Source organism: Marinobacter changyiensis (assembly GCF_009193265.1).
Taxonomy (GTDB): Bacteria; Pseudomonadota; Gammaproteobacteria; order Pseudomonadales; family Oleiphilaceae; genus Marinobacter; species Marinobacter changyiensis.
The window spans coordinates 1,156,490-1,181,627 of record NZ_VZZZ01000001.1; the positions used below are offsets into that span (position 1 = coordinate 1,156,490).

The window sequence follows — 25,138 nt, forward strand, 5'->3', positions numbered from 1 at the left end:
AAACAGGCAGTCAGTAAAAGTGTGGCGGTTTTTTTAGTGGGATTCGTAAAATTCCTGAGACTTTAGACTAATATCCTAATCAAAATGCGCCGAAAACTGGTATCTTTACTTTCTTCTCATAAGTTCGTAATCAGTCCGTGCTTAACTCTGATGTTCACAAGACGCCAGGGAATGTGCTGACCGTCCTGAACTCACACCTTGCCAGAGGACGAAAATGCCTACTTCTCATTCCAAAACCAAAATCATCTATACCCTTACCGACGAGGCTCCCGCACTCGCGACGCGCTCGCTTTTACCGATCCTGGAAACCTACGCCAAGCCTGCGGGCATAGAGTTCGGCACCAGTGATATTTCCCTGGCAGCCCGCATTCTGGCGACTTTTCCCGACTATCTGGAGGAAGATCAGAGAGTACCGGATGCCCTGGCCGAGCTGGGGGAGTATACCAAGAACCCGGAAGCCAATATCATCAAGCTGCCTAACATCAGCGCCTCCATTCCCCAGTTGCGTACAGCGATCGAAGAACTCCGCTCTCAGGGTTACAAGGTTCCCGAGTACGTAGAGAACGCCCAGAGCGACGAAGAGAAAAACGCCAAGGCCCGTTATGCCAAGGTACTTGGCAGCGCCGTCAACCCGGTTCTGCGGGAAGGCAACTCCGACCGCCGTGCTCCGGCTGCCGTCAAGGCCTTTGCCCGTAAGTACCCTCACTCCATGGGGGAGTGGAGTCCGGCTTCGCGCACGCATGTTGCCCATATGCGCGGCGGCGATTTTTACTCCAACGAGCAGTCGGTGACCCTCGACAAGGCAACCAATGCCCGGATCGTGTTCGAGAATGCCAAAGGTGAGCAGACCGTCCTGAAAGCCGAACTTCCATTAATGGAAGGGGAAGTGCTGGATGGCATGTTCATGAGCTGTAAGGCGCTGCGCAAGTTTTTCGAAGATGTGTTGGAAGACTGCCAGAATACCGGCGTGATGTTCTCGCTGCACGTCAAAGCGACCATGATGAAAATTTCTCACCCGATTGTTTTTGGTCACGCGGTGAAGATTTTCTACAAGGAATTGTTCGACAAGTACGGCGACCTGTTTGATGAGTTGGGCGTAAACGCCAACAACGGGTTGTCCAGTGTGCTTGAAAAGATCAAGACGTTGCCGGAATCCAAGCAGGAAGAGATTCAGGAGGAGTTGCACGCCTGTTACGAACACCGCCCTGAGATAGCCATGGTGGATTCCGTCAAGGGCATCACCAACCTGCACGTGCCCAGCGACGTGATCGTTGACGCCTCCATGCCGGCGATGATCCGTAACTCCGGCAAAATGTGGGCCCGGGATGGCAAGCTGAAAGACACCAAGGCAGTGATGCCGGAGAGCACCTACGCCACCATCTATCAGGAAGTGATCAACTTCTGTAAGACCCACGGCGCGTTTGATCCCACTACCATGGGCACGGTGCCGAACGTGGGCCTGATGGCACAGAAAGCGGAAGAGTATGGCTCCCACGACAAGACCTTCGAGATTCCTGAAGACGGCATCGTTCGCATCATTGCAGAAGACGGTCAGGTGCTGACGGAACACAAGGTTGAGAAAGGCGATATCTGGCGTGCGTGCCAGACCAAGGACCTGCCGATTCGTGACTGGGTCAAACTGGCGGTAAACCGCGCCCGCGCTTCCGGGATGCCCGCAGTTTTCTGGCTCGATGACGAGCGTCCCCACGATGCCGAGCTGATCAAGAAGGTGGAGAAGTATCTCCAGGATCACGATACGTCGGATGTGAATATCCTGATCAAGTCTCCGGTGCGGGCGATTCGCTGGACCATGGAGCGGCTGATTCGTGGCCTGGATACCATTTCTGTCACCGGCAACGTGCTGCGGGATTATCTGACCGATCTGTTCCCGATCCTGGAGCTGGGTACCAGTGCCAAGATGCTGTCTATCGTACCGTTGCTCAATGGCGGTGGACTATACGAAACCGGCGCTGGTGGTTCAGCGCCCAAGCACGTACAGCAGCTGCTGCAGGAGAATCACCTGCGCTGGGACTCTCTGGGTGAATTTCTGGCTATTGCCGTATCCCTGGAAGAGCTGGGCGAGAAGCATAACAATGTTCGGGCACGCCTGTTGGGCCAGACTCTCGACAAAGCCACCGAGCGGCTGCTGGAAAATAACCAGTCACCGTCGCGCGTGACCGGTGAGCTCGACAATCGCGGCAGTCATTTCCACCTCGCCCGTTATTGGGCCGAGGAGCTGGCAAATCAGGACGAAGACAAAGACCTGAAAGCCTTCTTCGGTAAACTTTCGGAACAACTTGAAGCCAACAAGGACAAGATTCTGGAAGAGATGAGTGTGGTTCAGGGTCAGCCAGCGGATATTGGCGGGTACTATCACCCGTCAACGGAAAAAGTCTGCAAGATCATGCGGCCCAGCGAAACCTTCAACAGGATTCTCGCGGATGCCCGTGATCAGGTGAAGTAATTCGGGCTTGATAGAAGCGCCCGGATGGCCTTGCGCTTTCCGGGCTTTTTTGTGGCGGCGAATCCGGTTTTTAGCCGCTCAGAGTTGCCGCAGGTCGGCAAACTGGCCTCCAGTCAGGCGGGCCAGGTCGCCGGGGGCAAGCTCAATCTCCAGACCCCGCCGTCCGGCACTGACAAACACGGTGTCGAATTGTCGGGCCGAACTGTCGATGACCGTTTGCAATGGCCGCTTCTGTCCGAGCGGGCTGACACCCCCGAGAACGTATCCGGAAGACCGTTGAACCTTGTCTCTATCCGCCATGGCGGCTTTCTTGCCGCCGACAGCGTCGGCCACCAGCTTCATACTCAACATCGTGGAAACCGGCAATACTGCCACCACCAGATGCCCGGCATCTACTGAAACCACCAGGGTCTTGAACACCCGCTCCGGGTCCAGCCCGAGCTTCTCCGACGCCTCCCTGCCATAGGAATCTGCGGCAGGATCGTGATCGTACTTGTGGACTGTGTAGCCAATCCCTGCCTTTTTAGCAGCGTTGATGGCGGGCGTCATAACGGGATCATCCGTGCTCAGGGGACTAAGCCAAAACTATACGATAATGCTCGTGAATAATGTAATAGAGAGGGTATAAAGGATTGAAACCTCGACCTATCCACCGCCACTGACTAAGGTTGAAAAAGAAGTCCTGGTTCTTCCCCGGAGGTTGGCTCAATCACCATGCCTAACTTTTGGCTTAAGTCATGAGAGACCACCTATCGATGCATAACACAAAAAACCAACGTACCAGTCCAGTCTGGCGATCACTCTGGGTGGTGTTGGTCTACCTGTCGGCTGGCCTGGCCTGGATTACGGTTTCTGATCTGGCCGTTGATTACTGGGCAAATGACACCGACCTGCTAAGCGAAGTACAGACCTATGAGGGCTGGGCCTTTGTGGCTGTGACCGCATTGGTGTTGTTTTTCGCCCTGAGGCGCCAGTTCCGACACGATCGTAACCAGATGTCCCTGCAGAATCACCAGCGTGAAGAAATCCGTCTGCTGAGCCAGTTCCAGCAAAAGGTGATTGATAACGCCAGCATCTGGATTAACGTATGGGATCCCCAGGCAAACGTACTGCTCTGGAACAAGGCAGCAGAAAAGATCAGCGGTTACTCGGAGCAGGAGCTGCAAGGCAAAGACCAAATCTGGCAATGGCTGTATCCCGATGAGAAGTACCGGACGCTGATCAAGAAGACCGCCGCGGAAGTTTCAGCAGGCACTCGTGAGGTAGACGATTGTGAAACCTGTATCCGGACCCGCAGCGGCGATGAGCGCTTGATGTCCTGGAACTCCCGCTGTTTTTACAGCGAAGCCGGTGTGCTGATCGGCTCAATTGCCATTGGTCTGGATGTCACCGACCGCCGCATAGCGGAAGCCCGCCTGAGACATCGGGAACGCCAGCTCACCACGCTGATGGATAATCTCCCCGGTATGGCTTATCGCTGCCTGTATGATGAGTTCTGGACCATGAAATTTGTCTCCAGCGGTTGTCGGGAACTGACCGGCTACGAGCCTGAAGCAGTAATAGATAACCGCGATGTCGCTTTTGCCCACTTGGTACAAGAGGAGGATAACCAGAAAACGGTGCAGCTGGTTGAAGAAGCGATTGGCGCTGCCGAGGCGTTTTCACTCGAGTACCAGCTGGTCCGAAAGGATGGCCAGGTAATCTGGGTCTGGGAACGTGGTCGTGCTGTGGAGGATGGTGACGGCCTGGTACTTGAAGGTATTATTCTGGACGTGACGGACCGTAAAATACTTGAGCAGGAGCTGTCGGAGCTGGCCGCCCATGACACACTTACCGGCCTGTATAATCGTCGGGAAATGAATCGGCTGTTGTCAGAGGAGATCATCCGGGCCTCCCGTTACGGCCGACATCTGGCGTTGCTTTGGATCGACATAGATCATTTCAAACTGGTAAACGACCAGTACGGTCATCCGGCTGGTGATGCGGTTCTGACCGCTGTTTGTAAACGTCTGTCGCAAGGGATTCGCAGCGTGGATGCTTTTGGGCGTTACGGAGGCGAAGAATTCATGATGTTGCTGCCGGAGATGGATGGCCCGGAAGCACGGGAAGCGGCCGATCGGCTACGCTCGTTGGTGGCGGACCATACTATCTCGCTGGAGGGGGTGGCAGACGTCAGGCTTACGGTTAGTATTGGCATTGCTGTCTTTCCGCAACACGGCCTGACGGCCGATGCGCTCAATGACATGGCGGACAAGGCCATGTATCGGGCCAAGGCAGACGGTCGTAACCAGGTTTGTCTGGCCCAGGCCAGCGAAGCTGAAAGCCCTGAACCTGTGGCATCGGACGCCCATCAGGATAACGCTGAGTTCAAATAATCAAACATTATGACGTCAAGGTGTAACCTGATGAATCGACTTGCCCGCCGCGCCCTGAATACCTTTGCAGTACCTCAGGATCTGGATGCCGTTACCTATCGGGACCAGGCGGGAGAAAATCCGGACGCCGTAGGCGTCAGTGAGGACTCTGTCAACGCCATCTGGCGGAGCGTGGAACGGTTATACCGGACAGGCACCCACCCGGGCATGCAGCTTTCAGTCCGGCACCGGGGGGAGCAAATCCTGCACCGGTCGATTGGCCATGCAGCGGGTAACGGCCCGCGGGATAGCCGGCACTCGGTTAAAGTGCCGATGACCACCGGGACTCCGGTCTGTTATTTTTCCGCATCCAAAGCGGTCACTGCCCTGCTGATTCACATTCTGGTAGAACAGGGGCGGGTCAATTTGCTGGACCCGGTATCCTATTACTGCCCGGAGTTTGCCCAGGGTGGCAAGCGCACCATTACCATTCATCAGATACTTTCCCATCGGGGTGGGATTCCCGCCATCCCTCGGGGTACGCCCATTGACGTGCTGTGGCAAACAGACGAAATCTGGCGCCTGCTTTGTGAAGCGGAACCGGTGGAAGTAGACGGAACCCGGGTCGCCTATCACGCCATTACCGGCGGCTATGTGTTGCAGCGGGTACTTGAAAAGGTCACCGGTGAGACCATCGAAGCCTTTCTCGATACTCATATCCGCCAGCCCATGGGAATGAAGTGGTTCACCTACGGGATGTCGTCAGAGCAGGTCCACGAGCTGGCCTTGACCTATGCCACGGGCCCGACCCCGCGCTTCCCGGTGTCCTGGATTGTCAATCGGGCGCTGGGAGGTGACATTCGCACCGTCGAGCAGGTGGTCAATGATCCCCGCTTTCAGGAAGCCGTCATCCCCGCAGGTAATCTGTGTGGTACCGCAGAGGAAATGGGGCGGTTTTTTCAGATGATGCTCAATGGGGGTGTCTGGGAGGGTAAGCGCATTTGTGACCCTATGACGATCCGCCGGATTACCCAGCAATATGGCTCCCTGCAGATTGACCGCACCATGATGATTCCGATGCGGTTCAGTGCCGGCCTGATGCTGGGTGGTAACCCGGTCGGCCTCTGGGGCCCGCAAAGCCGGCATGCGTTTGGCCATGTGGGACTGATCAACAAGTTCTGCTGGGCCGACTCGGCCCGGGATATTTCCGTCAGCCTGCTGAATACCGGGCTGCCGATATTCGCCCATCAGCTACCTGCACTGGCCCGGTTTGTTTACACCGTTTGTCGCGAGTTCCCGCTCAGGCCGGAAAATCAGAGACCCCTGTTCGCGGTGTGATCACACCGTCCGGAGTTGCTCCTCGAGAATGCCGAGCACAGAGGAAAGAATATCCCTGAAATCCGTAAGGGTTTGGGTGCGCTGGATGATTTCCTCGCGGAAATCGTCCAGCCGTTCGAGCTTGGGAACCACTCTCCGGATGCCTTCGGTGATGACCTCATAGGGATAATGATGGTCCATCACGCTGAGCTTGTTGAGTTCAGCCACTTCCTGGCTGAAGATGCTGATGATGTCGTAAACCATGTCCTTGTGAGCTATGGTCCCGGCTTCCCAATAGGCATCATCAAGCAACTCCAGTAAAGAAAGATACTCTCGTAGCGTGTCCGCGACTGAGGTTTGGTGCATGGGTTCCCCTCCGGTAGTGTGATCTTTCAGGGAACTATAGCAGGGCTTTGGACGTGGGGTATTGGAGACCCCCATGGGGATAAGATGAATATCTGTTCATGTTTATTGCGTTTTGTCCGACAGGCATGCAAAATTTAACGCTTGGAACTGGTTCGCACGGCTGTACCAGTCCAAAAGGACAACTCAATGGATGAGACCGCTATGGATACGCATCTTGACAACCGGCCTTCGGGCTACCCCCCTGTAAACCTTGACCAGCACGACAGTGTCCGGTCTCACGTTTGTCGTCGACTGAGTGGTGAAGTGGCCCGACTTGAACGCCGCATCGAAACCCTGCGACTGACCAGGGCACCCCACGCGGCCATCATCATTGCCACTTACCAGCGCATGATCGACCGTAAAAAAGGATTCATGAATAATTGGGGCATGGATGACCACCATTCCGTTTAACTTTTCCCGCAGAAAAATTTCGACGTGGTAAACAACTACGGCAGGGTAAAACGGCTCTGGCTTGCAGTTGGCCAAAGGGCTCAAGCAGTCACACTGACTGTCCTGAGCCCTCCCGGCCCGCAAATGAGCCAGGTCGACTAGGCGACCTGGCGGGCAATCCAGGAATTGTAGCGGTTAGCCAGCGCCTTTACATAGCGCGCCTCAGCGCCATCCGGGTTGCCCAGCACACCTTTCAGAATCCAGCCGCGCTCATACACACCCAGCACCCGCTGTTCGTCATCCAGGTTAACCCGTTGGTTCAGTTTCTTGCAGATCGCATCCAGCAGGGGCAGTTTCTCCGGACGACGGACAGGGCCGGTACGCTGGGGCCCGGGCTGGTTTGCTGCACGTGCGGTAGTTTGTCTTCTCATGATCTTCTCCTCGTCGTTTTGCGACTGCAAAAAAAACCCCGAAACCTGAAGCACCGGGGTTTATCGCGAAGATGCGTACCCGGTCGCTCAAAGGCTCCCGGGCGTTGACCGAAAGCCGTTAGTTATCGATAACCATTACCACTACTCGCTGACCGGATTGGCCGGCCGCTTTTCGGTAAGTTGTTTGCTGATCAGGATGTCTGTTCGGTTTTCTTGTCATCTATAAAATCTCGAATCTCGTTTTAACCCAGGGGTTCCAACAGCGCTTGAACCCACGGAATGTGCAATTTGCCTGGCACCTTCGTTATCAGTGTATCGCCTGGTCGGGCGTTTTAAAACAGCGAACCTTTGCGCACCCAATAACCAGTGTCCTCTCAATCGCTATTTATTCAAATCTCGGCAAACCCCTACAGACGCAGCGTCCGGCGGCGTAGATAATTCACCTCGTCACGTGTTTTATGTTGCGCAATCCACAGCAACTTGCTCCTCCGCCAGTTGCTGTGTGGATCTCTCCTTTTTATAGGCGCACCCTGTTTAGGCTGCGCTTTTTTTTGTCTGGAACTTTTTGTCAGGAATATAGTAGAGGGAGGTCTCGGAAACTTCGTAGCGGCTAGCTCGTACAGCCATACCGGCTGGATTAGGCGATAATACGCACACTAATCAATAGCCGAAAAGAGGTTTAAACTGAATACCATGTCCGATCAATCCGGATCTTTTACCAAGTTTCGTTCGCATCTGTTCGTTGAAGCTTTTCTTGTTATAGCGCTTGTCGTTTATATGGTTCTGGCAAAGAGCTATGTGGTGGGGGCCGATTTTGCTTTTACTGCAATTGGGGCGGGCCTGATGGCACTGGTGACCTACTGGACACTGACCACGGTGCGGGACGGCATCGAGATCATTGCCAACAGAGCAAATGTTAACCCTTCATAAAGTCGCTGGCCGATAATCAGAGTGCGTTGGTCTGGCAATCTGATAGAGTCTGCCGCGTGATTTCCTGCCAGGTCCGCTGGAGGATCAGAGCATCGTTGGCAGCCCGGTGTATCGGTAGCCCGAGTTCACCGATAATACGCCGGCGAGTCTCTGCCCAACGCTGAACTTCTGTTGCCGAGAGCAGCATTGAAACCGATTCCAGCTGGAATGACGGCGTTACGTTGGCCGTCTTATACAGCCGGTGTAACCAGAAACTGTCAAACGTCCAGGCATCACAGAAAACCTGTCCCGCCAGCAATTCATTGAGGGTGTGAGTGACCTCGCTGATTTCAAGGCCTTCCCGTTCCAGCGTTGCGCGCGCAATGCCGTGCACTTGCTGCGCGCTCTCAGACCAGTCCAGCCAGAGTACATGGGGGCGAATCAGCCAGCTGTGAAGGGAACCATCAGGCAAGCACACACCGACTTCAATCGGGTAACTGGCGATCAGATCGAGGCTTGATGCTTCAAAATCTAGAAAAGCAGGAATGGTTTGAGCTGTCATACCGCACGGTTGTTATAAGTTTGCTGTTGGCAAAGTGTAACTGTCTAACCAGGGGGACGCGAACCTATCATGTCACCGCACTGTTACAATATGTCCACTGGTCTTGTGACAGTTCCGTTGTGGGCAGGCAGAGGTGCCGTGGCCCCGCGATCCATCCCGGCTCTGTAAGCCGTTCGGATAAGAGTGTTTGATGTTATGTCTGAAATAGTTGTGGTGGTTTATTCCGGAGGAATGGATTCCTTCACCCTGTTGCACCGCGCCCGGTCGGAAGGCTACCAGGTGCATGCGTTGTCTTTCGATTACGGTCAGCGCCACATCCGCGAGTTGGCCTGTGCCCGGACAGTCTGTGAAAGTCTGGACATCCCCCATCAGGTGATTGATATCAGGTCGCTGAAAACCGTTATGACCGGTTCCGCTTTAACCGACGATATCGAGGTGCCGAAAGGTCATTATGCTGAGCAGAGCATGAAGTCGACGGTGGTGCCCAATCGCAATATGATCCTGCTCTCCCTCGCTACCGGTTATGCGGTTACCGCGGGTGCGGCAGCGGTCTGGTACGGAGCTCACGGCGGTGACCATGCAATCTACCCGGATTGTCGGCCGGAGTTCGTTGAAAAGATGGATGCAGTCTGCCGGGTTGCCAACTACGAACCGGTCCGGATCGAGGCGCCCTATATCCGGGCTGATAAAATCGGGATTCTGGCCGAAGGTATAACGCTGGGACTGGACTACGGCCAGACCTGGACCTGCTATAACGGGCGTGATCTTGCCTGTGGGGTTTGCGGCTCCTGCGCCGAACGGCTCGAAGCCTTTGCGGCTCATGGCCTCAAGGACCCGCTGCTTTATGAGCACAATGATAAAGGTAGCATCTGATGTATCGCGTCAAGGAAGCCTTCTACACGCTGCAGGGTGAAGGTGCCCAGGCCGGTCGGGCGGCGGTATTTTGTCGCTTCAGCAAATGCAATCTCTGGAACGGGCGGGAAGCCGACCGCGCCACGGCTGTCTGCAACTTCTGTGATACCGACTTTGTTGGCACCGATGGCCAGAATGGCGGCCGTTTTGAGTCTGCCGGGGCGTTGGCGGACCACATCGCCGCACTCTGGCCAGACGCGCCGGGCCGGCCCTATGTGGTGTGTACCGGAGGCGAGCCGCTGCTGCAACTGGATGAGGCGCTGATCGAGTGTTTCCACCAGCGCGGGTTTGAAGTCGGGGTAGAGACCAACGGTACCCTTGCGCCGCCGGCCGGTATCGATTGGCTGTGTGTGGCTCCCAAAGCGGATGCACCGGTGGTAATCACCCGATGTGATGAGCTCAAGATGGTATTTCCCCAGCCCAAAGCCATGCCGGAAGCGTTTGAGCATATTCAGGCCAGCCATTATTTTGTGTCACCTATGGCCTCGCCAACGACACCGACCCAAGGTGAGGATGTGATCAAACAGAGCAATACCCGAAGGGCCACTGACTACTGTCTGGCGAACCCCCGCTGGCGGCTTACCTTGCAGATGCACAAACTCATTGGTATTGATTAGCGTCCCGCTTATAACCATCTTTTATCGGTCCGGCCTTTGAACGCCCGGGCGGTTTAAAGGGCGAGGTCCACAACGATCGGGTCGTGATCAGACGACCGCCAGGGTACCGACACCGGGGTTGACTGGTCCCGGTAACCCAGTGCTGGCGGCTCATCGGCGTTGACGGCCCAGCTAGCGGCGCTGATCACATAGGGTTTGAGGGCGGCATCGGCCAGTATGTAATCGAGCGTGCCAGCGCCGCCTCGGTAGCGATAGCTGTAGCTGTCAAGGCCCTGAAAGTGTCTGACCAGGTCCACAAATCCGGCCGTGCGAAAGCGCATTAACGGCGGCTCCATGGCGTAACTGTTCAGGTCACCGGTGATCAGTGTGCCCATCAGAGTACCTGTAAGAGTGCCTGAAAAACCGTCGCTGTCAGCGTCCGCCTGTCTGGATGCTTCCGGCTGCGTTGCGGCCAGCCAGTCGATCATCGCTTCGGCGGCTCGGGTTCGAGTGGCGCCAAAGCAGCCCTGTCCGTCGTTCTGGTCCTGATTCAGGCCTTTTGCACCCCGGCAACTCTTGGATTTGAAGTGGCTGGCAACCAGTCGAACCCGGCGATCATGTTGCCGCACCCGGAAAGTCTGAACCAACGGCACCCTGCCTGCGTTGTGAAACGGTCCGGTGGCAATGGTTTTCGGCGCACCACTGACCTGCACTTTTTCGGAGTCGAACAGAAAAGCCGAACGGATAACATCCTGCTGGTGTTGCCCGGACACGGAGAAACGCCATTGTTCTCCCATGGTAGCAGCAAGCCGAGCGACGGCGCTTTCTGGCCCGGTGCCGTCGTTTTCTATTTCCATAACGGTAATGATATCTGCATCCAGACCAGTCAACGTGGCGACCAGACGCGCTGTTTGCCTTTCCAGAGCGGCTTGGCTGCCAGCCCCCCGAGCCGTGGGAAAACCTTCGCCATCACCATCGCCGTTGAAATAGTTTCCCAGGTTCAGGGTCGCAATGCGCAACGAGCTGCGCTCCGGTCGCCGGGGTGGTTCCGGTCTCGGGTTGCCGATCCGGAATTCGGGGGTGAACAGTGGTTGTAGCCGCCAATTCCCGAAGCGATAGTCCAGCACGCCCCGTAGCTCCGGAATGCGGTCTCCTGCGCGGACCGTGTGATCGAGAGTAAGGGCGGGTGTCGGATAGGGCACGGGCTCTGGATTACGCTGGCCACGACCATCATCGAGGATGAGCCGGGCAGCCTGTTGAGTCCGGGTCAGTTGCACTGCATCGGGTCCCGGCGCAATGGTCTGGGTTGCCGTAAACTGAAAGTTTGGCGCCAGAGTGAGCTCGCCGTAACGACCGAGATTATAGTGGTCAATCACGGTCAAAGGCTGGTTGATTGCAATGTGCATATTCTCGAGATGTTCGGGGTGAACACCTCCAGACCAGGGTAGCTGGACTTCAATGGCAGCGGGGATCGGCGCAGAACCGCAGTCTCTCAAGGCCGTGATGCGAACAAGTTCGGTCAGGCCATGGTACTCCTTCACCCGGCCGGTCAGACGTAGGCGATGGCCGGGTTTGCCGCCGGTTTTTTGAGTGTAGACAAAGAGCGCTTCGGAGGTTCGAGGATTATCGTCGGCTCGATGATCGGCCTGCTGGAGATAAAAGCCCTGGAAACCGCCGTTGCCGCGGGTGTCCAGAGTCATAATGCCTTCTACGGTCACGGTTTCACCGGCCATTGGAGAGCCATCATCGCTACCCTGAACGTGGGCGATGGGTGTGCTGGCCATACCACAGTCAGCGGCTGAGGTATGGCTGGCCAACAAAAGCAAGAGACATCCGAGGGATGACGGTATGGACGCGAGAAAGCTCCGTGATCTGAGAATAGGGCACCCGAACGCGGTTGATTTGCCTCAGATTAGCAGCTTTCTGCCAGTTCCTCACGAATGACTTTCCGGGTGGCAACCCACTTTGACAACGCGTCACGGTTTGCCAGCTCCAACTGCTGAACCAGCGGATCCGGATCGACCATATATGGGCGGATTCCCACCAAAGAAATCAGGTAACGAACCAGTGCCCCCCGGGTTACCAGTTTCAGGCGCTGATTCTCCATGCCGTAATCGGAGGCGATGATGGCTTGCTGTTCGGCGGTAAGCCGACGGTCTGGTCGGATTTCTACGGTTACCTGGCGATTCCAGTCTTCGTCCTGGTGCACCGTATGGCGCCCCCGGTCATTCAGAATCTTCGGGGTGCCACGGAACCGGCTGAGGATGAAGTCACGGTAGACACCTCGCTGTTCGCACCAGCCGCGAACGTGCCAGCGCTGACCACTGTAGACCAGGGTGTGGGGCTCGATGATCCGCCTTTCACTTTTGGGCTGTGTCAGCGAAAAGTAATCGGTTTCCAGGCGTCTGCCCTGACGGGTAGCTGCAACAACTGCGCGCACAACCGCAGGCTCTGCAAGATGTCGGGCTATGCTCACCACGGTGCTGTTGGGCAAGCCGATATCGAGCGATTCGAAGGTCTGGCTGAGCGCATCGTTGCGGGCGATCAGGTCGAGGTACTCTTCAGATTGACCCCGGGTGACTACCGGGCGAAAGTCCGGAGCCGGTACATAACCCTTGAGATGGCGGTCATACACCAGGTTGCCCGGAGCCAATTCACGAAGATAGGTATTAATATCCTTCGAGGCTTGCTGGCGTCCGATGCCAAAACCGTGGCAAATGTGATTGGTGGTTAGCCGCCCTTCCCACAACGCAATGATCTCTATGAGGCGGTAGCGAAGCAGTAAGTCCCAGCGGATGGGCCATTCCGTTTTCTTCATGACGATGGGCTCTTCATGGTGGCTGACGAAAATCTGAGCAATCCCTGATCAGGAAAATTTATATTATCAGCTTTGGGATAGAGTCGTGTGTTACGACGCATTAATGTAAAACAATGTGAAATGGCGGTTGGAAGGCGTGTTATGACTGCCTGGGGGCCTTGGTTCGGCAACTGCGTAATAGCACTCGAATGCTCTGACTGGTCTAATGGGCGATTGGGCATAACAACCCTCTGCCTGCTATGTTCATGGCGGGCCCCTTTTCTGTTCCCCGTAGTTGGAGTAAACCAGATGACCCGCATGGTCACGTCGTTATCAGCTTTGATTTTCAGCATCGTGTTGCTGGTGAGTGGCAACGCGTTCCTGATGACGTTGCTGGGCATCCGTATGAGCATTGAGGCTATTGACCCCGGCACCATTGGCTGGGTCCTGGTGTGTTATTCCATTGGTTTTGTTTTTGGCACGTTGTACGTGAACCGGGTAATTGGTCGGGTTGGTCATATTCGAGCGTTTGCGGTGTTCGCCGCACTGGCCGCTGTGGCCGCGTTACTCTATCCGATGGCGATATCGATGGTGTTCTGGGCGTTTCTGCGGGCGCTGTCCGGCTTCAGCATTGCCGGTGTGCTGGTGGTGATTGAGAGCTGGTTCAGCAGCCGGGCAACCAATGCCAATCGGGGCGCCCTGTTTGCGGTTTATCAGATCGTGTTTTATCTGTCCGCTGCTGGCGGTCAGCTGATCGTCAACTTTGGCGAGCCGGCCAGTTTCACACCGTTTACCATAGCGGCCATTCTTCTGGTAATGGCTCTCATACCGCTGGCCCTGACCCGGATGGAGGCGCCACGTATCGAGGCGGTGGAGCGCATGTCCTTTTTCACGTTGTTCCGGGAATCCTCCTCAGGTGTTGCCGGGTCTTTGATCTGTGGTGTGCTGGTGGGTTCTTTCTATGCCATGGGACCGGTTTACGCCACCCTGATTGGTTTGAACGTAACCCAGACGTCGATCTTTATGGCCACCGCGATTGTATCGGCAATGCTGGTAGCCTGGCCTCTGGGTATTATCTGCGACCGTCTGGACCGGCGGCGCGTGATGTGCTGGGTAGCACTGGTGGCTGCAGGTTCGGCGGTGGTTGCGGCGCTGCTGGGTGCCGCTAACCTGTGGCTGCTTATGCTGGCTGTCGGTGTCTTCGTGGGACTTTCCGCCACGTTGTATCCGATCGCCGTGGCAATCACCAATGACCGGATGGAGCATCATCGCATTGTAGCGGCCAGCGCTACGCTGCTGCTCAGTTACGGCATCGGGAGCGTTATAGGCCCGATCGTGATGGCTGAACTCGTCAGCCTGCTCGGCCCCCGGGGGCTGTTCCTTGGCAACGCTGTCGTATTGGTAATGCTGGTGATGTTCACCACACACCGAATCCGGACAACCTACGACATTCCGATAGCGGATCAGGGTCATTTCGTCGCCACCATGCCGGAAGCTTCAACGGTATTGGCGGAGATTGACCCACGCAACGTCGAGTTCCAACACAGTGACCCGGAATCTGCCCCATTGGATGACGGCTACCAAAAAGCCGGTTAGCTCCGGGCTGGCCTCTTTCGGTATTCCCTGATTATGCGTGCACTTCCTTTTCTGTTTTCATTGTAATAATTAGCTTACTAGTATTACCTGTTAATCATATTTCAATGACAAAGAGAGTCGTTATGGAACATGAAGCTATGAGAGACCAGTTCCCCTTTGCGGTCGCCAGGGTGACCCGTCGGTGGCGGAAATTGCTGGACGAGCGTCTGAAAGACCTCGGTGTTACCCAGGCCCGCTGGACCACCATGGTGTACCTCCAGCGGGGTGGCGAGGGGCTGACCCAGCGCGAGCTTGCCAGCCTTATGGCGATTGAGAATCCGACCCTGGTACGTCTGCTGGATAGCCTCGAGGAGCAAGGCCTGATTCAACGCCGGCTTTGCCAGAACGATCGCCGCGCCCGGCGCTTGCATCTGACCGAAGCGGGTGAGTCCTTTATGGTTGACTTGAACGCCCGCGCAAAAAAACTTCGGGACGAGATGCTGGAGGGCGTCAGTGGGGACGATATTGACGTGGCTCTGGGTGTTTTCAACAAAATCATGGTGAACGGCGACCGCCTCAAATAACGGGTCGATCTCGCCGGGGGGTTATCCTGACCGACCATTCCCTTGAAGCTCTGCGTTCCCGGTATGGTGAGCGCTGGCGATGGTTCGCGGTTGCCACAGTGATGCTGGGCACGATCGCGACCGTGCTCAGCGCCACCATCGTCAACGTTGCGCTGCCCGATATAATGCTGGAATTCGGCATTGGCCAGGGCCAGGCGCACTGGCTGGCGACCGGGTTTATCGCTGCCATGACCATCACGATGCTGACTACGGGCTGGCTACTGGATCACTTCGGCCTGCGTAAAACCCTCGCCACGGCGATGCTGTTGTTCAGTGCCGTATCCGTTGTCGGAGGCTTTAGCCCAACTCCCGAGACCCTGATTGCGGCCCGTGTTGCCCAGGGTGCGTTTGCCGGCCTGATGCAGCCAATGGCCATGTATCTGGTGTTCCGCATTTTTCCAAAGGAACGCCGGGGCCAGGCCATGGGTATCTATGGCATGGGCGTTATTCTTGCCCCTGCGCTGGGGCCGGTATTGGGTGGAGTGTTGGTTGACCAGCTCAACTGGCGGTTTGTGATGTTTGCGCCGGTGCCAGTGACGCTTTTTGGCGTTTACATGGTGTGGAAATTCCTGCCCAGGCCAGTGGCAACGCTACAGTCCTACCCGTTTGATTTTAAGGGGTTGGTGCTGTTGGCGGTGACGATTCTGTTCAGCCTTGATGCCCTGAACCGGCTGCAAATACCCGCGGGTAATCTTCCGATGATTGCTATCGGGGCCCTGGTGGCGGTCATAGCGCTGGTGCTATTTGTGGTGAGGGAGCGCTCGGCGCCGCACCCGCTGTTACAGATAAAGTTGCTGCGTCAGCCCAGCTTTCTGTATGCCAATATTGGTGCGATTGCCCTCGGTCTTGCCTTGTTCGGCTCCACTTATCTGATCCCCCTGTTTGTTCAGACCGCGCTTGATTTCTCCGCCACCGATGCTGGACTGATGATGTTGCCAGCGGGGATTGTCTTGGGCATGACGTTCCCTGTGGCCGGTCGTATGGCCGACAAGCGCAGCCCGCGATTGCTGATTACCTTTGGTATGGCAATGTTTGCCTTGTCCGCCGCCCTGTTTGCGCTGTCCGACCTGGCAGTGGGGTTCGGCTGGCTCGCCCTGTGGGCGGTCATCGGCCGTATCGGGCTGGGCTTCATGCTACCGGCGCTCTCCACCGGTGCGCTGAACCCGCTTGAAACCCATGAGCTCGGATACGGCTCCAGCACCATTAACTTTACCCGCCAACTGGGTGGAGCCTATGGCATTAACCTGGTTGCCCTGACACTAGAATACGGTGACCATGCTGGCGGCCTGCCGACGATCGAGGCTTTCCACACCGCCTGGTGGCTGGTCGCCGGCTTCGTTTTGCTGGCAGTCTGGCCGGTATGGAAAATTCGCGGCTGATTGCTTTTTGGCAAGGCGTTACCTACTATATCGCCACTCTTGGGGGAGTAGTCTCCACTCGGTCTGCAACAGGCCGTAGGGTGCTGGTCAACATACTTGGGGCAGATCCCCGTGGCCACCACGTCCTGCCAGCGGCACGGACTGACAAGACCTGAGGCAATGCCATCTCCCATGGGCGGAAGGTGACATTGTCTCTCGTCTGAAAATCCGCCCTGGAACTTTGCTATGGACGCGCTCTTCGCTTCAACCCTCTCGGTCTTTATTGCCGAAATCGGTGACAAAACCCAGCTTCTGTCCCTTTTCCTGGTTTCCCGTTTCAGCCGTCGTGCGCCGATTGTTCTTGGTATTCTGGTGGCGACACTGCTTAACCATGGTCTTTCTGCCCTGCTCGGCGCCTGGGTTGCGCACTGGATACCGGAGACCGTGTTGCTCTGGCTGGTTGCAGTCAGCTTTATTGCGATAGCGCTGTGGCTGCTGATTCCGGACAAAAACGACGCTGAAGATTCGCAATTGCTGGGGCTTGGCGCATTCACGGCCACGACGATCATGTTCTTTATCGCGGAAATCGGTGATAAAACACAGATTGCGACGGTGGTACTGGCGGCACGCTACGACGCAACCTTCTGGGTGATTGTAGGTACAACCGTTGGTATGCTGGTAGCAAATGTACCGGTTATCATGGCCGGTAAATGGTTAATGGATAAAGTGCCCCTGGCAACGGTCAGAATCACAGCGAGTGTGCTCTTTATCGTGTTAGCGATCGTAACAATCTGGGCGGCGTATCAACCGGTTTGAGCCTCGGACCGAAGTCAATTGTTTGACTGGAACGGATATTATGCAGTGTATCAACAGGGTCTGGTTAGCAGTGGTGGCGGTGTCGTTGTTGATGCCCCAGCTTGGTTATAGCGAGCAGCCAGAGAGCAAACCGAGGGTGCCATCGTGGCAGATTCACGACGATCTGGCCGGTGAGCTTTCGGTGATGAAAACACAGTATGAGGATACCTTTGCTGGCATCGGTAACCTGCGCAGCCTGGGCTACCTGGAACTGGTCAAGGCCAACCCCGGCGTTGATCCCTGGCTGCCCGGCGAGGGTACCCAGATCACCCTGCCGCAGCATTATGTCCTGCCGGTCGTAAAGCGCGAGGGCATCGTGATTAATCTGGCCGAGTATCGGCTTTACTATTTCCACGACGGACAGGTCAGTGTCTATCCTGTAGGTGTGGGAACCGACGACAATCCTTCACCCCTGACGGATGCCCGGGTAACAATGCGACTGGAGTCTCCTGCCTGGTATCCGCCCGCCACGGTGCGGGCTGAATACGAAGCCCGAAATGAGCATTTGCCCCGGGTCTTCCCGCCGGGACCGGACAATCCGCTCGGGTCTCATGCGTTGCTGTTGAGCGAGAAAGGCTACCTGATTCATGGCACCAACAAGCAGTTTGGTGTGGGAATGCAGGTGAGCCATGGCTGCTTCCGAATGTACAATGAGGATATTGAGCGGTTCGTCTATGAAGTTAAAAAGGACACTTCAGTTCAGGTGGTCAACCAGCCCGTTAAAATCGGCATGAAGGGTACGGAAGTCTGGCTGGAGGTTCACCGCCCCCATGAAGAGTACGATCAGGCCTCCAGGAACCGACTCTGGCGTGTGGTCGGCGAGCAACTTGAGACGTTCCGGCAGAGCAGACCCGGTCTCGAAATTCAGCGTCGGGCAATTGAGTTGGCGTTAGACCAGGCGGACGGCATACCCCGTATGATTGGAGAGCAGATCACCCAGGTAGCTTCGGAAAAACCAGATCGCGATCACTCCGTCAACGAACAGCCTGCTGAAAGCCCTGTGGAGCCGGTCAGGATGCTGTTTTAAGCGAGCGCTATATAAGGTATTGAGCTCTGATTGTTATTGATGGTCGTATAGTTTTAAGGGCGACATAAAATCACAGAGTTTTGTTCGGGGAGTCTGGGATCATGCGTGACCTACCCAAAACATCGCGACACAACAAGCGACCGTGGCTTCTGTTATTCCTGCTGGTGACCGGGCTGATGGTTGCCATTACCAACCTGGTCGTGGCCCAGGACAGCAGTCGCAGCGGGCTGGTTCTCAGCATTGACGGCGCCATCGGGCCAGCAACCATGGATTATGTGGTCCGGGGCCTGGACCGTGCGGAGGACGAGGGGGCGGAGCTCGTTGTTCTGCAGCTAGATACCCCTGGGGGTTTGCTGGAATCTACCCGCAGCATGATCAAGTCCATTCTTGCCTCTTCTGTTCCCGTTGTCACCTATGTGTCTCCCCAGGGCGCCCGTGCAGCCAGCGCAGGCACCTACATTCTGTATGGCAGCCACATTGCAGCCATGGCCCCTGCGACCCATCTGGGCTCCGCTACGCCCGTTCAGATGGGTGGTCTGCCCGGTACACCGGAAGAGAACCCCAACCCGGAAAACGATGACAACCGCTCGTCAGAGCAGAATAGTGAATCCTCAGAGGACCCCGCCAGCGATGAGGCCGAAAAGCGCCGGGGTGGCTCTGCTATGGAGCGCAAGGTATTGGAAGATGCCGTGAGTTACATTCGGGGTCTGGCCGACCGCCATGACCGGAATGCTGACTGGGCCGAACAGGCAGTGAGGGAGGCGGTGAACCTAGGGGCCAACGAAGCCCTGGAAAAGAATGTGATCGAAATCGTTGCCACCGATCTGGACGATCTGCTGGCCCAGCTGGACGGTCGGACCGTGGCAATGGCCGATGGTCCGCGGGAACTCAGGACGACCAATATAGTGCTGACTCGGGCCGACCCGGATTGGCGAACCCGCCTTCTGTCGGTAATTACCGATCCCAACGTCGCGTATTTCCTGATGATTATTGGTTTCTATGGCATCATTTTCGAGCTGGCAAATCCGGGCAATCTGTTTCCGGGCGTCATAGGTGCTATTTGTCTGGTGCTCGCGCTGTTTGCCTTTCAGGTGTTGTCCGTCAATTACGCCGGGTTGGCACTTATTCTTCTGGGGCTTGCCTTTATCGTCGGTGAAGCCTTTATGCCCAGCTTCGGGGTGCTGGGCATTGGCGGTGTCGTCGCTTTCGTGGTCGGGTCCATAATTCTGATGGATGGCAGTAACCAGCGAATTTCGCTTCCGGTGATCGGTGGTACGGCGGCGGTTGCTGGCGGCTTTATGCTATGGACTGTCACGCGCTTCGTCGGACTCCGGAAAAAGGCCCCGGTGAGCGGTATCGAGCAGACCCTTCATGAGACTGCCATCGCTCTTGACACCTTTACTCCGCGGGACCATCACTTTATCGGCCACGTGCGACTGGCAGGCGAGCGCTGGAATGCGACCAGCAGCGGACAGGTGTCCGAAGGAGATGTGTTGCAGGTGATCGACGTGGACGGTCTGACGGTCAAAGTAAAAGTTGCCAGGTCGTCTGCTGACGAGAGTTCAGTTTAGAGACTACAGTTTAGAGAGGACGGCTTAGAGAGGACAGCTTGGTTGATTCAGTACTGTAGACAATAAAGGAGCATTTGAAATGGGTGGACTGATTCCCTATCTTGCACCACTAGTGATTCTGCTGCTGATCCTGGGGTCAGCAATTCGTATTCTGCCGGAGTATGAGCGGGGTGTGCTGTTCTTTCTAGGCCGTTTCCAGGGCGTGAAGGGCCCGGGCCTGATCATTGTGATTCCGGGTATCCAGCAAATGACACGGGTCGACCTGCGGGTTATCACATTGGATGTCCCGAGTCAGGATGTGATCTCGAAAGACAACGTCACCGTGCGTGTCAATGCGGTTCTGTATTTCCGTGTGGTAGATCCGGAACGGGCGATTATTCGGGTAGAGGACTTTGGTTTGGCAACCAGTCAGCTTGCACAGACGACTCTGCGCTCTGTACTGGGTAAGCATGATCTCGACGAGATGCTATCGGAACGGGATAAACTGAATTCCGATATTCAGGAAATCATTGATGCCCAGACTGAGGAATGGGGCATCAAGGTCGCCAACGTAGAAATCAAACATGTGGATCTCAATGAGTCGATGATTCGTGCAATTGCACGTCAGGCTGAGGCAGAGCGTGAACGTCGGGCCAAGGTTATTCATGCTGAAGGGGAACTGCAGGCTTCGAAGAAACTGCTTGAGGCCGCTCAGGTGATGTCTGCCGACTCCGGTGCAATGCAGCTGCGTTACCTCCAGACCCTGGCGGATATGAGTAACGGCAATGCGTCGACCATTGTGTTCCCGCTGCCGGTCGATATGATCCAGTCTTTTATGACACCCAAAGGCCCCGCTAAAAAAGACGGCTAGCTCTCATCCCGGGCCCGCCGAATGCCAGCCATAAAAAAGGCCGGTCTGAGCCGGCCTTTTCTAGCGATAAACCAGATTACTTCTGGCTTGAACGCTCAAGCATGCGACGAGCGCGCTCGTTTGCTTCATCAGCAGATCTTTGTGCAGCTTTAGCTGCAGCCAGAGCTTCATCTGCTTTTTGCATGGCAGAGTTAGCGCGGCTTTGAGCCGTGTTAGCAGTGCTCATTGCGTTATCGGCAGTTTGCTCTGCAGAAGTAGCAGTTGCAGAAGCCTCATCAATGGCGCCTTGGTCTGTAGTAGCACAGCCCGCAGTCAGTACTGTAGCCAGTGCAAACCCAGCGATAGTCAACTTACGCATGTTCAAATCCCCTTATTAGTCGTTTTACTTCCTGTGATGCAGAAGTCTTTTGGTGCCAACATCCTGTCAACAAGCGTCCGATGAGCAAACGCCATCGGAATCGTTAGACAGTGTAAAACACTATGAAAGAAAATGTTAACTACGGATACGTAAAACTTCCTGGCTGATTACATAAACGTAAGGGAGCGCGGATTGGATTCGACTGTCAAAAGCTGGGTTTGCAGAATCTGAACAGCACATCAGGGCAGAATGTGGATCGGTGTACCGTCACTCACCAAGTGCCAGATTTCGTCCATTTCATCGTTGCTCACCGCAATACAGCCGTTGGTCCAGTCCAGCCCGATGAATGCGAAAGCCCAGTCGCCGGCATCATTGGGAAGCCCGTGAATCATGATGCTGCCACCGGGATCCAGGCCCCAGGCTTTGGCCATCTCGCGATCCTGGGTATTGGGGTAGGACACGTGAATGGACTTGTAGAAGTCACTTTCGGGGTTGCGCCAGTCCAGGGTGTAGCGGCCTTCCGGAGTGCGTTCATCGCCTTCAAATAGTTTGTGCCCGGAGGGGTTTTCGCCCAACCCGATACGATAGCTGCGAACGACCTCATCGCCGGACATCAGGTAAAGCCGGCGCTCTTCCTTGCGTACCAGCACCTGACTCACCATCGGCATTTCATCCATCGCCCGAACCGGCATCTCTGAGGCCACAACCGGGAAAATGAAGAGGCTGAGCAGCATCAGCAACAAACTGGGCAATAAGACTAAAGAACCAAGTTTACGAACCATAACTTACCAATGATTAATCATAGTTTACGTGAGTTTATAGCACAGCTGGCGGATTACGCGAACCCTCACTGTGTTACCAATGTTGTCGATTCGTGAAACGGTTCCCCCAATGTCAGGATTTTTTCTCATCCGCCATTTTGAGTCCCACTTTGGTTACCTGATCAGCGTCGGTTGCCCTGGCCACCAGCGTGACCGGGCCGAGTACCACCTTGTCGCCCACTACTGGATGACCCTTGGTGCGGCGAGCAAAGCATTCCGTCAGGGACAGCTCAGGAGGCAGTTCGTCAAACTCGATACCGTAAACCTGTTCGACGTCGCCCAATAAAGCCTCGCCATTGAGGACGAAATCCCCGAAAAATGCACGCTCGGCGAGGTGCTTGGGTGCCTGTCGGCCCGTGAGTGCTTTGCCGAGATCCAGCAATACCGATGGCGTTGCAAAGACTGCCACAACATCCCCCGTGGAAACCAGGAAATCAGGCGTTGGCTGGTGACAGATACGGTCCCGGAAAACTCCGGCGATCGCGGTATTGCTCGGCAGGATCAGTTGACCGAGTGGCCGTGGATCCTGCCATTGTTGCCCCCGCAGTGGAAAAAGCATCAGTTCATGATCACCGGCGGCGGCCACATCAAGCGGCAGGCGCCGGTATGGCTCGTTATTGGCGGGGACTTCCAGTTTCAGCTTGCGGGCCATAGGTGCCAGGGTCATGCCCTGGACGATCAATGAGACCAGGACGATAAAAAAGGCAAAGTGAAAAATTTGTCGTGCTTCGGGCAGTTCGGCGATGATTGGAAACAATGCCAACACGATCGGGACGGCGCCCCGCAGGCCGACCCAACTTATAAACGCCAGCTCCCGACGATTGAAACCGAATGGCCACAGCGTCAACAGCACCGCCAGGGGTCGGGCAACAAAAATCAGCACCAGGGCAAGGATCAGGCCGCCGCCTGCCAGAGGAAGCAGTTCGCTGGGACTGACCAGCAACCCGAGCATCAGGAAGAGGCAGAGTTGTGCCAGCCAGGCGAGACCGTCATGAACCTGCAGAATCATCGGCATCATCCGCACCGGACGATTGCCCACCACCACACCGGCAAGATAGATTGCGAGAAAGCCGCTGCCGCCCAGTTCGTTGGTGCCGGCAAAAATGGTCATACCTGCAGCGACCACCAGCAATGGGTAAAGTGAAGGCGTCAGCCGCATGCGATTGGCAATCTCAACGACCAGAAGCCCGCCGCCAATCCCGAGCGCAGTGCCGATGCCAAACTGCATGACCAGCATCAGCAGGCTGCTCCATAGCGACGCCTGGCCCTGGCTCTCAATCATCATCAGCAACATCAGGGTCAGGAAGATCGCCATCGGGTCGTTACTGCCGGATTCGATTTCCAGCGTAGCACTGACCCGCTCATTAAGGTGCAGACCGTGGCCCTGAAGCAGAGAAAACACCGCCGCCGCGTCGGTTGAGGAAATGATCGCGCCGATCAGCAGCGCCGTCAGCCAGTGCAGGTCAAACAACAAATAGGCCGTCAGGCCACCCAACAGGGCGGTCACCAGAACGCCGACCGTGGCGAGCATCAAGGCAGGCTTCAGGCCCACCCGGAAGGTCGCCGCCCGTGTGCGCATGCCACCATCCAGCAGAATCACTGCCAGCGCCAGGTTGGCGATCAGAAAGGCAAGTTCAAAGTCATCAAAGCGGATACCGCCGGCACCGTCCTCGCCCATCAGCATGCCAACCACCAGGAAAATCAACAGCACGGGCATGCCCAGCCGACTCGAGAGAGGGCTCAGCATGATGCTCATCACGAGCATCAGGGCACCGAGAAGGATGACGGTAGTGGGCATGAGGACTCCGGTTTGCGATAGCCCAAGCATAACATCTTGATTACGCAGGGCGTTACGTCAAGCGTCATCCACGACTAAAAAGCGGCGGGCCGGCTTGTAGGAATATCAGAGCAGGCCTATAGTGGGCGGGCAAAGATCAGCGGGTGTAGTTCAATGGTAGAACGGCAGCTTCCCAAGCTGCATACGTGGGTTCGATTCCCATCACCCGCTCCATTATTCGAACCCCCCCGTCAACGAAGACTGCCGCCCAGGCGGTTGTTCCTCTGACGCTGTTCCCTTGAGACTAACCTCCGGTGGCCCGAATATTAGTCGGCCACGCTGGTATAATGTCAATCCCGGCCTTGAAGCGTCCCGCAGCATGTCCCACCACTCGTGAAAATTGAGGATCAGGGGGTTGTGGGTGCGGATCTGGGCGGGGATACCGTAGTCCGGTTGCGCCTGTTCCGTTACGAAGGTGCCGAACAGGCGGTCCCAGACAATGAGAATACCGCCATAGTTGCGATCGATGTATTCGCTGTTGCGACCGTGGTGGGCGCGGTGGTGGGACGGGGTGTTGAACACCCATTCCAGCGGCCCGAGCTTGCCCACCGCCTGGGTATGAATGAAGAACTGGTACGCCAGGCTTATTCCGACGGCAAAAATCACGGTCTCAGGTGGGAAACCGATCAATACGATGGGCAGCCAGAACAGCCACATACCGGTAATCGGGTAGGTGATACTCTGACGGAAGGCGGTCGAGAGGTTGAGTTTTTCAGAGGAATGGTGGACCACATGGGAGCACCAGAAAAACCGGATGCGGTGGTGTGCCCGATGAAACCAGTAGTAGAAGAAGTCCTGCACCACAAACAGCAGCGCCACGCTCCAGGCGTTGAACGGAATATCCAGCAGACGAATGTCGAAGAAAACGTTGTAGACCACGATTGTCAGCAAGGCCGCCAGCACGTCGCTGGCCTGGTAAAGGCCGGCAAGGGTCATGTTGCTGAGGGTATCCGCCCAGGTATAGCTTGCTGACGGGCTGTGGGCACGTCGGCGCAAGTGCCAGAACTCCGCCGTCATGGCCAGAAAGAATGCCGGGGCGAGCGCCAAGGTTACCAGGTGCGGGTTGAAGCCCAGCAGGTCAGTCAGTGGCGTTGGAGTCATGGCTTATGCTCGGAACAAGTGGAGG

24 protein-coding genes and 1 tRNA gene are annotated in these 25,138 nt (G+C 56.1%); 15 read left to right on the top strand and 10 right to left on the bottom strand.

Annotation, left to right across the window (positions count from 1 at the left end; genetic code table 11):
* Positions 1–214: 214 nt before the first annotated feature.
* Positions 215–2,464 carry an NADP-dependent isocitrate dehydrogenase gene (locus tag F6Y09_RS05550; RefSeq protein ID WP_152205878.1) on the top strand — a complete coding sequence of 750 codons (2,250 nt, stop codon included), beginning with the start codon at positions 215–217 and terminating at the stop codon, positions 2,462–2,464.
* A 78-nt stretch (positions 2,465–2,542) separates the two neighbouring features.
* Here F6Y09_RS05550 and ybaK read toward each other — a convergent pair whose 3' ends face one another.
* Positions 2,543–3,013, bottom strand: coding sequence for a Cys-tRNA(Pro) deacylase (gene ybaK, locus F6Y09_RS05555; RefSeq protein WP_152205879.1), 471 nt, complete (start codon positions 3,011–3,013; stop codon positions 2,543–2,545).
* Positions 3,014–3,219: 206 nt separating this feature from the next.
* On the opposite strand from ybaK, the gene F6Y09_RS05560 reads away from it, so the two are divergent.
* Both F6Y09_RS05560 and F6Y09_RS05565 read left to right on the top strand, forming a co-directional pair.
* The gene (locus F6Y09_RS05560) at positions 3,220–4,839 is read left to right on the top strand and encodes a sensor domain-containing diguanylate cyclase (RefSeq protein WP_152205880.1); all 1,620 of its coding nucleotides are present in this window, start codon (positions 3,220–3,222) and stop codon (positions 4,837–4,839) included.
* 30 nt (positions 4,840–4,869) lie between these two features.
* Positions 4,870–6,156: a serine hydrolase domain-containing protein gene (locus F6Y09_RS05565; RefSeq protein WP_152205881.1), complete on the top strand. Its 1,287-nt coding sequence runs from the start codon at positions 4,870–4,872 to the stop codon at positions 6,154–6,156.
* On the opposite strand, the gene F6Y09_RS05570 is transcribed toward F6Y09_RS05565, so the two are convergent.
* Positions 6,157–6,501, bottom strand: a complete 345-nt coding sequence (locus F6Y09_RS05570; protein WP_152205882.1) for a hypothetical protein — start codon at positions 6,499–6,501, stop codon at positions 6,157–6,159.
* 186 nt (positions 6,502–6,687) lie between these two features.
* On the opposite strand from F6Y09_RS05570, the gene F6Y09_RS05575 reads away from it, so the two are divergent.
* Positions 6,688–6,951, top strand: a complete 264-nt coding sequence (locus F6Y09_RS05575; RefSeq protein ID WP_246180318.1) for a hypothetical protein — start codon at positions 6,688–6,690, stop codon at positions 6,949–6,951.
* A gap of 137 nt (positions 6,952–7,088) precedes the next feature.
* Here F6Y09_RS05575 and F6Y09_RS05580 read toward each other — a convergent pair whose 3' ends face one another.
* Positions 7,089–7,361, bottom strand: a complete 273-nt coding sequence (locus tag F6Y09_RS05580; protein ID WP_152205883.1) for a hypothetical protein — start codon at positions 7,359–7,361, stop codon at positions 7,089–7,091.
* 693 nt (positions 7,362–8,054) lie between these two features.
* On the opposite strand from F6Y09_RS05580, the gene F6Y09_RS05585 reads away from it, so the two are divergent.
* The gene (locus tag F6Y09_RS05585; RefSeq protein WP_152205884.1) at positions 8,055–8,291 is read left to right on the top strand and encodes a hypothetical protein; all 237 of its coding nucleotides are present in this window, start codon (positions 8,055–8,057) and stop codon (positions 8,289–8,291) included.
* 16 nt (positions 8,292–8,307) lie between these two features.
* Here F6Y09_RS05585 and F6Y09_RS05590 read toward each other — a convergent pair whose 3' ends face one another.
* Entirely contained in the window at positions 8,308–8,832 is a 525-nt protein-coding gene (locus F6Y09_RS05590) for a 3'-5' exonuclease (protein ID WP_152205885.1), read from the bottom strand.
* Positions 8,833–9,027: 195 nt separating this feature from the next.
* Between F6Y09_RS05590 and queC the strand changes: the two genes are divergently transcribed.
* Positions 9,028–9,705: a 7-cyano-7-deazaguanine synthase QueC gene (gene queC / locus F6Y09_RS05595; RefSeq protein WP_152205886.1), complete on the top strand. Its 678-nt coding sequence runs from the start codon at positions 9,028–9,030 to the stop codon at positions 9,703–9,705.
* The gene (gene queE / locus F6Y09_RS05600) at positions 9,705–10,361 is read left to right on the top strand and encodes a 7-carboxy-7-deazaguanine synthase (RefSeq protein WP_152205887.1); all 657 of its coding nucleotides are present in this window, start codon (positions 9,705–9,707) and stop codon (positions 10,359–10,361) included. Before queC ends, queE begins: the two co-directional genes overlap by 1 nt.
* A gap of 53 nt (positions 10,362–10,414) precedes the next feature.
* On the opposite strand, the gene F6Y09_RS05605 is transcribed toward queE, so the two are convergent.
* Positions 10,415–12,124: an ExeM/NucH family extracellular endonuclease gene (locus F6Y09_RS05605; protein ID WP_246180319.1), complete on the bottom strand. Its 1,710-nt coding sequence runs from the start codon at positions 12,122–12,124 to the stop codon at positions 10,415–10,417.
* 128 nt (positions 12,125–12,252) lie between these two features.
* Positions 12,253–13,158 (bottom strand): BrxR family helix-turn-helix transcriptional regulator, encoded by a 906-nt coding sequence (locus tag F6Y09_RS05610; RefSeq protein WP_152205888.1) that lies wholly within the window; start codon positions 13,156–13,158, stop codon positions 12,253–12,255.
* A 288-nt stretch (positions 13,159–13,446) separates the two neighbouring features.
* On the opposite strand from F6Y09_RS05610, the gene F6Y09_RS05615 reads away from it, so the two are divergent.
* The 7 genes from F6Y09_RS05615 (at position 13,447) to F6Y09_RS05645 (ending at position 20,996) form a co-directional block, all read left to right on the top strand.
* On the top strand, positions 13,447–14,733 hold the full coding sequence (locus F6Y09_RS05615; protein WP_152205889.1) for an MFS transporter: 1,287 nt from the start codon (positions 13,447–13,449) through the stop codon (positions 14,731–14,733).
* Between the two features lie 137 nt (positions 14,734–14,870).
* On the top strand, positions 14,871–15,296 hold the full coding sequence (slyA, locus tag F6Y09_RS05620) for a transcriptional regulator SlyA (RefSeq protein ID WP_152206004.1): 426 nt from the start codon (positions 14,871–14,873) through the stop codon (positions 15,294–15,296).
* 26 nt (positions 15,297–15,322) lie between these two features.
* Positions 15,323–16,714, top strand: a complete 1,392-nt coding sequence (locus tag F6Y09_RS05625) for a DHA2 family efflux MFS transporter permease subunit (protein ID WP_152205890.1) — start codon at positions 15,323–15,325, stop codon at positions 16,712–16,714.
* Between the two features lie 225 nt (positions 16,715–16,939).
* The gene (locus tag F6Y09_RS05630) at positions 16,940–17,509 is read left to right on the top strand and encodes a TMEM165/GDT1 family protein (protein ID WP_152205891.1); all 570 of its coding nucleotides are present in this window, start codon (positions 16,940–16,942) and stop codon (positions 17,507–17,509) included.
* A 91-nt stretch (positions 17,510–17,600) separates the two neighbouring features.
* On the top strand, positions 17,601–18,575 hold the full coding sequence (locus tag F6Y09_RS05635; protein WP_246180352.1) for a L,D-transpeptidase family protein: 975 nt from the start codon (positions 17,601–17,603) through the stop codon (positions 18,573–18,575).
* A 101-nt stretch (positions 18,576–18,676) separates the two neighbouring features.
* A complete protein-coding gene (locus tag F6Y09_RS05640; protein WP_152205893.1) occupies positions 18,677–20,146 on the top strand; it encodes an NfeD family protein in 1,470 nt (489 codons plus the stop codon).
* 79 nt (positions 20,147–20,225) lie between these two features.
* Positions 20,226–20,996, top strand: a complete 771-nt coding sequence (locus tag F6Y09_RS05645; protein WP_152205894.1) for a slipin family protein — start codon at positions 20,226–20,228, stop codon at positions 20,994–20,996.
* A 76-nt stretch (positions 20,997–21,072) separates the two neighbouring features.
* Here F6Y09_RS05645 and F6Y09_RS05650 read toward each other — a convergent pair whose 3' ends face one another.
* The 3 genes from F6Y09_RS05650 to F6Y09_RS05660 form a co-directional block, all read right to left on the bottom strand.
* The gene (locus tag F6Y09_RS05650; RefSeq protein ID WP_152205895.1) at positions 21,073–21,354 is read right to left on the bottom strand and encodes an Lpp/OprI family alanine-zipper lipoprotein; all 282 of its coding nucleotides are present in this window, start codon (positions 21,352–21,354) and stop codon (positions 21,073–21,075) included.
* A 239-nt stretch (positions 21,355–21,593) separates the two neighbouring features.
* Complete coding sequence (locus F6Y09_RS05655) at positions 21,594–22,088, bottom strand: L,D-transpeptidase family protein (RefSeq protein ID WP_152205896.1); 495 nt, start codon at positions 22,086–22,088, stop codon at positions 21,594–21,596.
* Positions 22,089–22,248: 160 nt separating this feature from the next.
* Positions 22,249–23,973: a potassium/proton antiporter gene (locus F6Y09_RS05660; RefSeq protein WP_152205897.1), complete on the bottom strand. Its 1,725-nt coding sequence runs from the start codon at positions 23,971–23,973 to the stop codon at positions 22,249–22,251.
* A 139-nt stretch (positions 23,974–24,112) separates the two neighbouring features.
* On the opposite strand from F6Y09_RS05660, the gene F6Y09_RS05665 reads away from it, so the two are divergent.
* Positions 24,113–24,186: transfer RNA gene (locus F6Y09_RS05665), tRNA-Gly, on the top strand.
* Here F6Y09_RS05665 and F6Y09_RS05670 read toward each other — a convergent pair.
* Complete coding sequence (locus F6Y09_RS05670) at positions 24,187–25,113, bottom strand: sterol desaturase family protein (protein WP_152205898.1); 927 nt, start codon at positions 25,111–25,113, stop codon at positions 24,187–24,189.
* Positions 25,114–25,138: the final 25 nt, after the last annotated feature.

What these genes read in the sequence shown, in the direction of transcription:
- F6Y09_RS05550 (WP_152205878.1), top strand. Translation starts at nt 215, where the DNA reads ATGCCTACTTCTCATTCCAAAACCAAAATCATCTATACCCTTACCGAC.
- ybaK (WP_152205879.1), bottom strand. Translation starts at nt 3,013, where the DNA reads ATGACGCCCGCCATCAACGCTGCTAAAAAGGCAGGGATTGGCTACACA.
- F6Y09_RS05560 (WP_152205880.1), top strand. Translation starts at nt 3,220, where the DNA reads ATGCATAACACAAAAAACCAACGTACCAGTCCAGTCTGGCGATCACTC.
- F6Y09_RS05565 (WP_152205881.1), top strand. Translation starts at nt 4,870, where the DNA reads ATGAATCGACTTGCCCGCCGCGCCCTGAATACCTTTGCAGTACCTCAG.
- F6Y09_RS05570 (WP_152205882.1), bottom strand. Translation starts at nt 6,501, where the DNA reads ATGCACCAAACCTCAGTCGCGGACACGCTACGAGAGTATCTTTCTTTA.
- F6Y09_RS05575 (WP_246180318.1), top strand. Translation starts at nt 6,688, where the DNA reads ATGGATGAGACCGCTATGGATACGCATCTTGACAACCGGCCTTCGGGC.
- F6Y09_RS05580 (WP_152205883.1), bottom strand. Translation starts at nt 7,361, where the DNA reads ATGAGAAGACAAACTACCGCACGTGCAGCAAACCAGCCCGGGCCCCAG.
- F6Y09_RS05585 (WP_152205884.1), top strand. Translation starts at nt 8,055, where the DNA reads ATGTCCGATCAATCCGGATCTTTTACCAAGTTTCGTTCGCATCTGTTC.
- F6Y09_RS05590 (WP_152205885.1), bottom strand. Translation starts at nt 8,832, where the DNA reads ATGACAGCTCAAACCATTCCTGCTTTTCTAGATTTTGAAGCATCAAGC.
- queC (WP_152205886.1), top strand. Translation starts at nt 9,028, where the DNA reads ATGTCTGAAATAGTTGTGGTGGTTTATTCCGGAGGAATGGATTCCTTC.
- queE (WP_152205887.1), top strand. Translation starts at nt 9,705, where the DNA reads ATGTATCGCGTCAAGGAAGCCTTCTACACGCTGCAGGGTGAAGGTGCC.
- F6Y09_RS05605 (WP_246180319.1), bottom strand. Translation starts at nt 12,124, where the DNA reads ATGGCCAGCACACCCATCGCCCACGTTCAGGGTAGCGATGATGGCTCT.
- F6Y09_RS05610 (WP_152205888.1), bottom strand. Translation starts at nt 13,158, where the DNA reads ATGAAGAAAACGGAATGGCCCATCCGCTGGGACTTACTGCTTCGCTAC.
- F6Y09_RS05615 (WP_152205889.1), top strand. Translation starts at nt 13,447, where the DNA reads ATGACCCGCATGGTCACGTCGTTATCAGCTTTGATTTTCAGCATCGTG.
- slyA (WP_152206004.1), top strand. Translation starts at nt 14,871, where the DNA reads ATGAGAGACCAGTTCCCCTTTGCGGTCGCCAGGGTGACCCGTCGGTGG.
- F6Y09_RS05630 (WP_152205891.1), top strand. Translation starts at nt 16,940, where the DNA reads ATGGACGCGCTCTTCGCTTCAACCCTCTCGGTCTTTATTGCCGAAATC.
- F6Y09_RS05635 (WP_246180352.1), top strand. Translation starts at nt 17,601, where the DNA reads ATGCCCCAGCTTGGTTATAGCGAGCAGCCAGAGAGCAAACCGAGGGTG.
- F6Y09_RS05640 (WP_152205893.1), top strand. Translation starts at nt 18,677, where the DNA reads ATGCGTGACCTACCCAAAACATCGCGACACAACAAGCGACCGTGGCTT.
- F6Y09_RS05645 (WP_152205894.1), top strand. Translation starts at nt 20,226, where the DNA reads ATGGGTGGACTGATTCCCTATCTTGCACCACTAGTGATTCTGCTGCTG.
- F6Y09_RS05650 (WP_152205895.1), bottom strand. Translation starts at nt 21,354, where the DNA reads ATGCGTAAGTTGACTATCGCTGGGTTTGCACTGGCTACAGTACTGACT.
- F6Y09_RS05655 (WP_152205896.1), bottom strand. Translation starts at nt 22,088, where the DNA reads ATGCTGCTCAGCCTCTTCATTTTCCCGGTTGTGGCCTCAGAGATGCCG.
- F6Y09_RS05660 (WP_152205897.1), bottom strand. Translation starts at nt 23,973, where the DNA reads ATGCCCACTACCGTCATCCTTCTCGGTGCCCTGATGCTCGTGATGAGC.
- F6Y09_RS05670 (WP_152205898.1), bottom strand. Translation starts at nt 25,113, where the DNA reads ATGACTCCAACGCCACTGACTGACCTGCTGGGCTTCAACCCGCACCTG.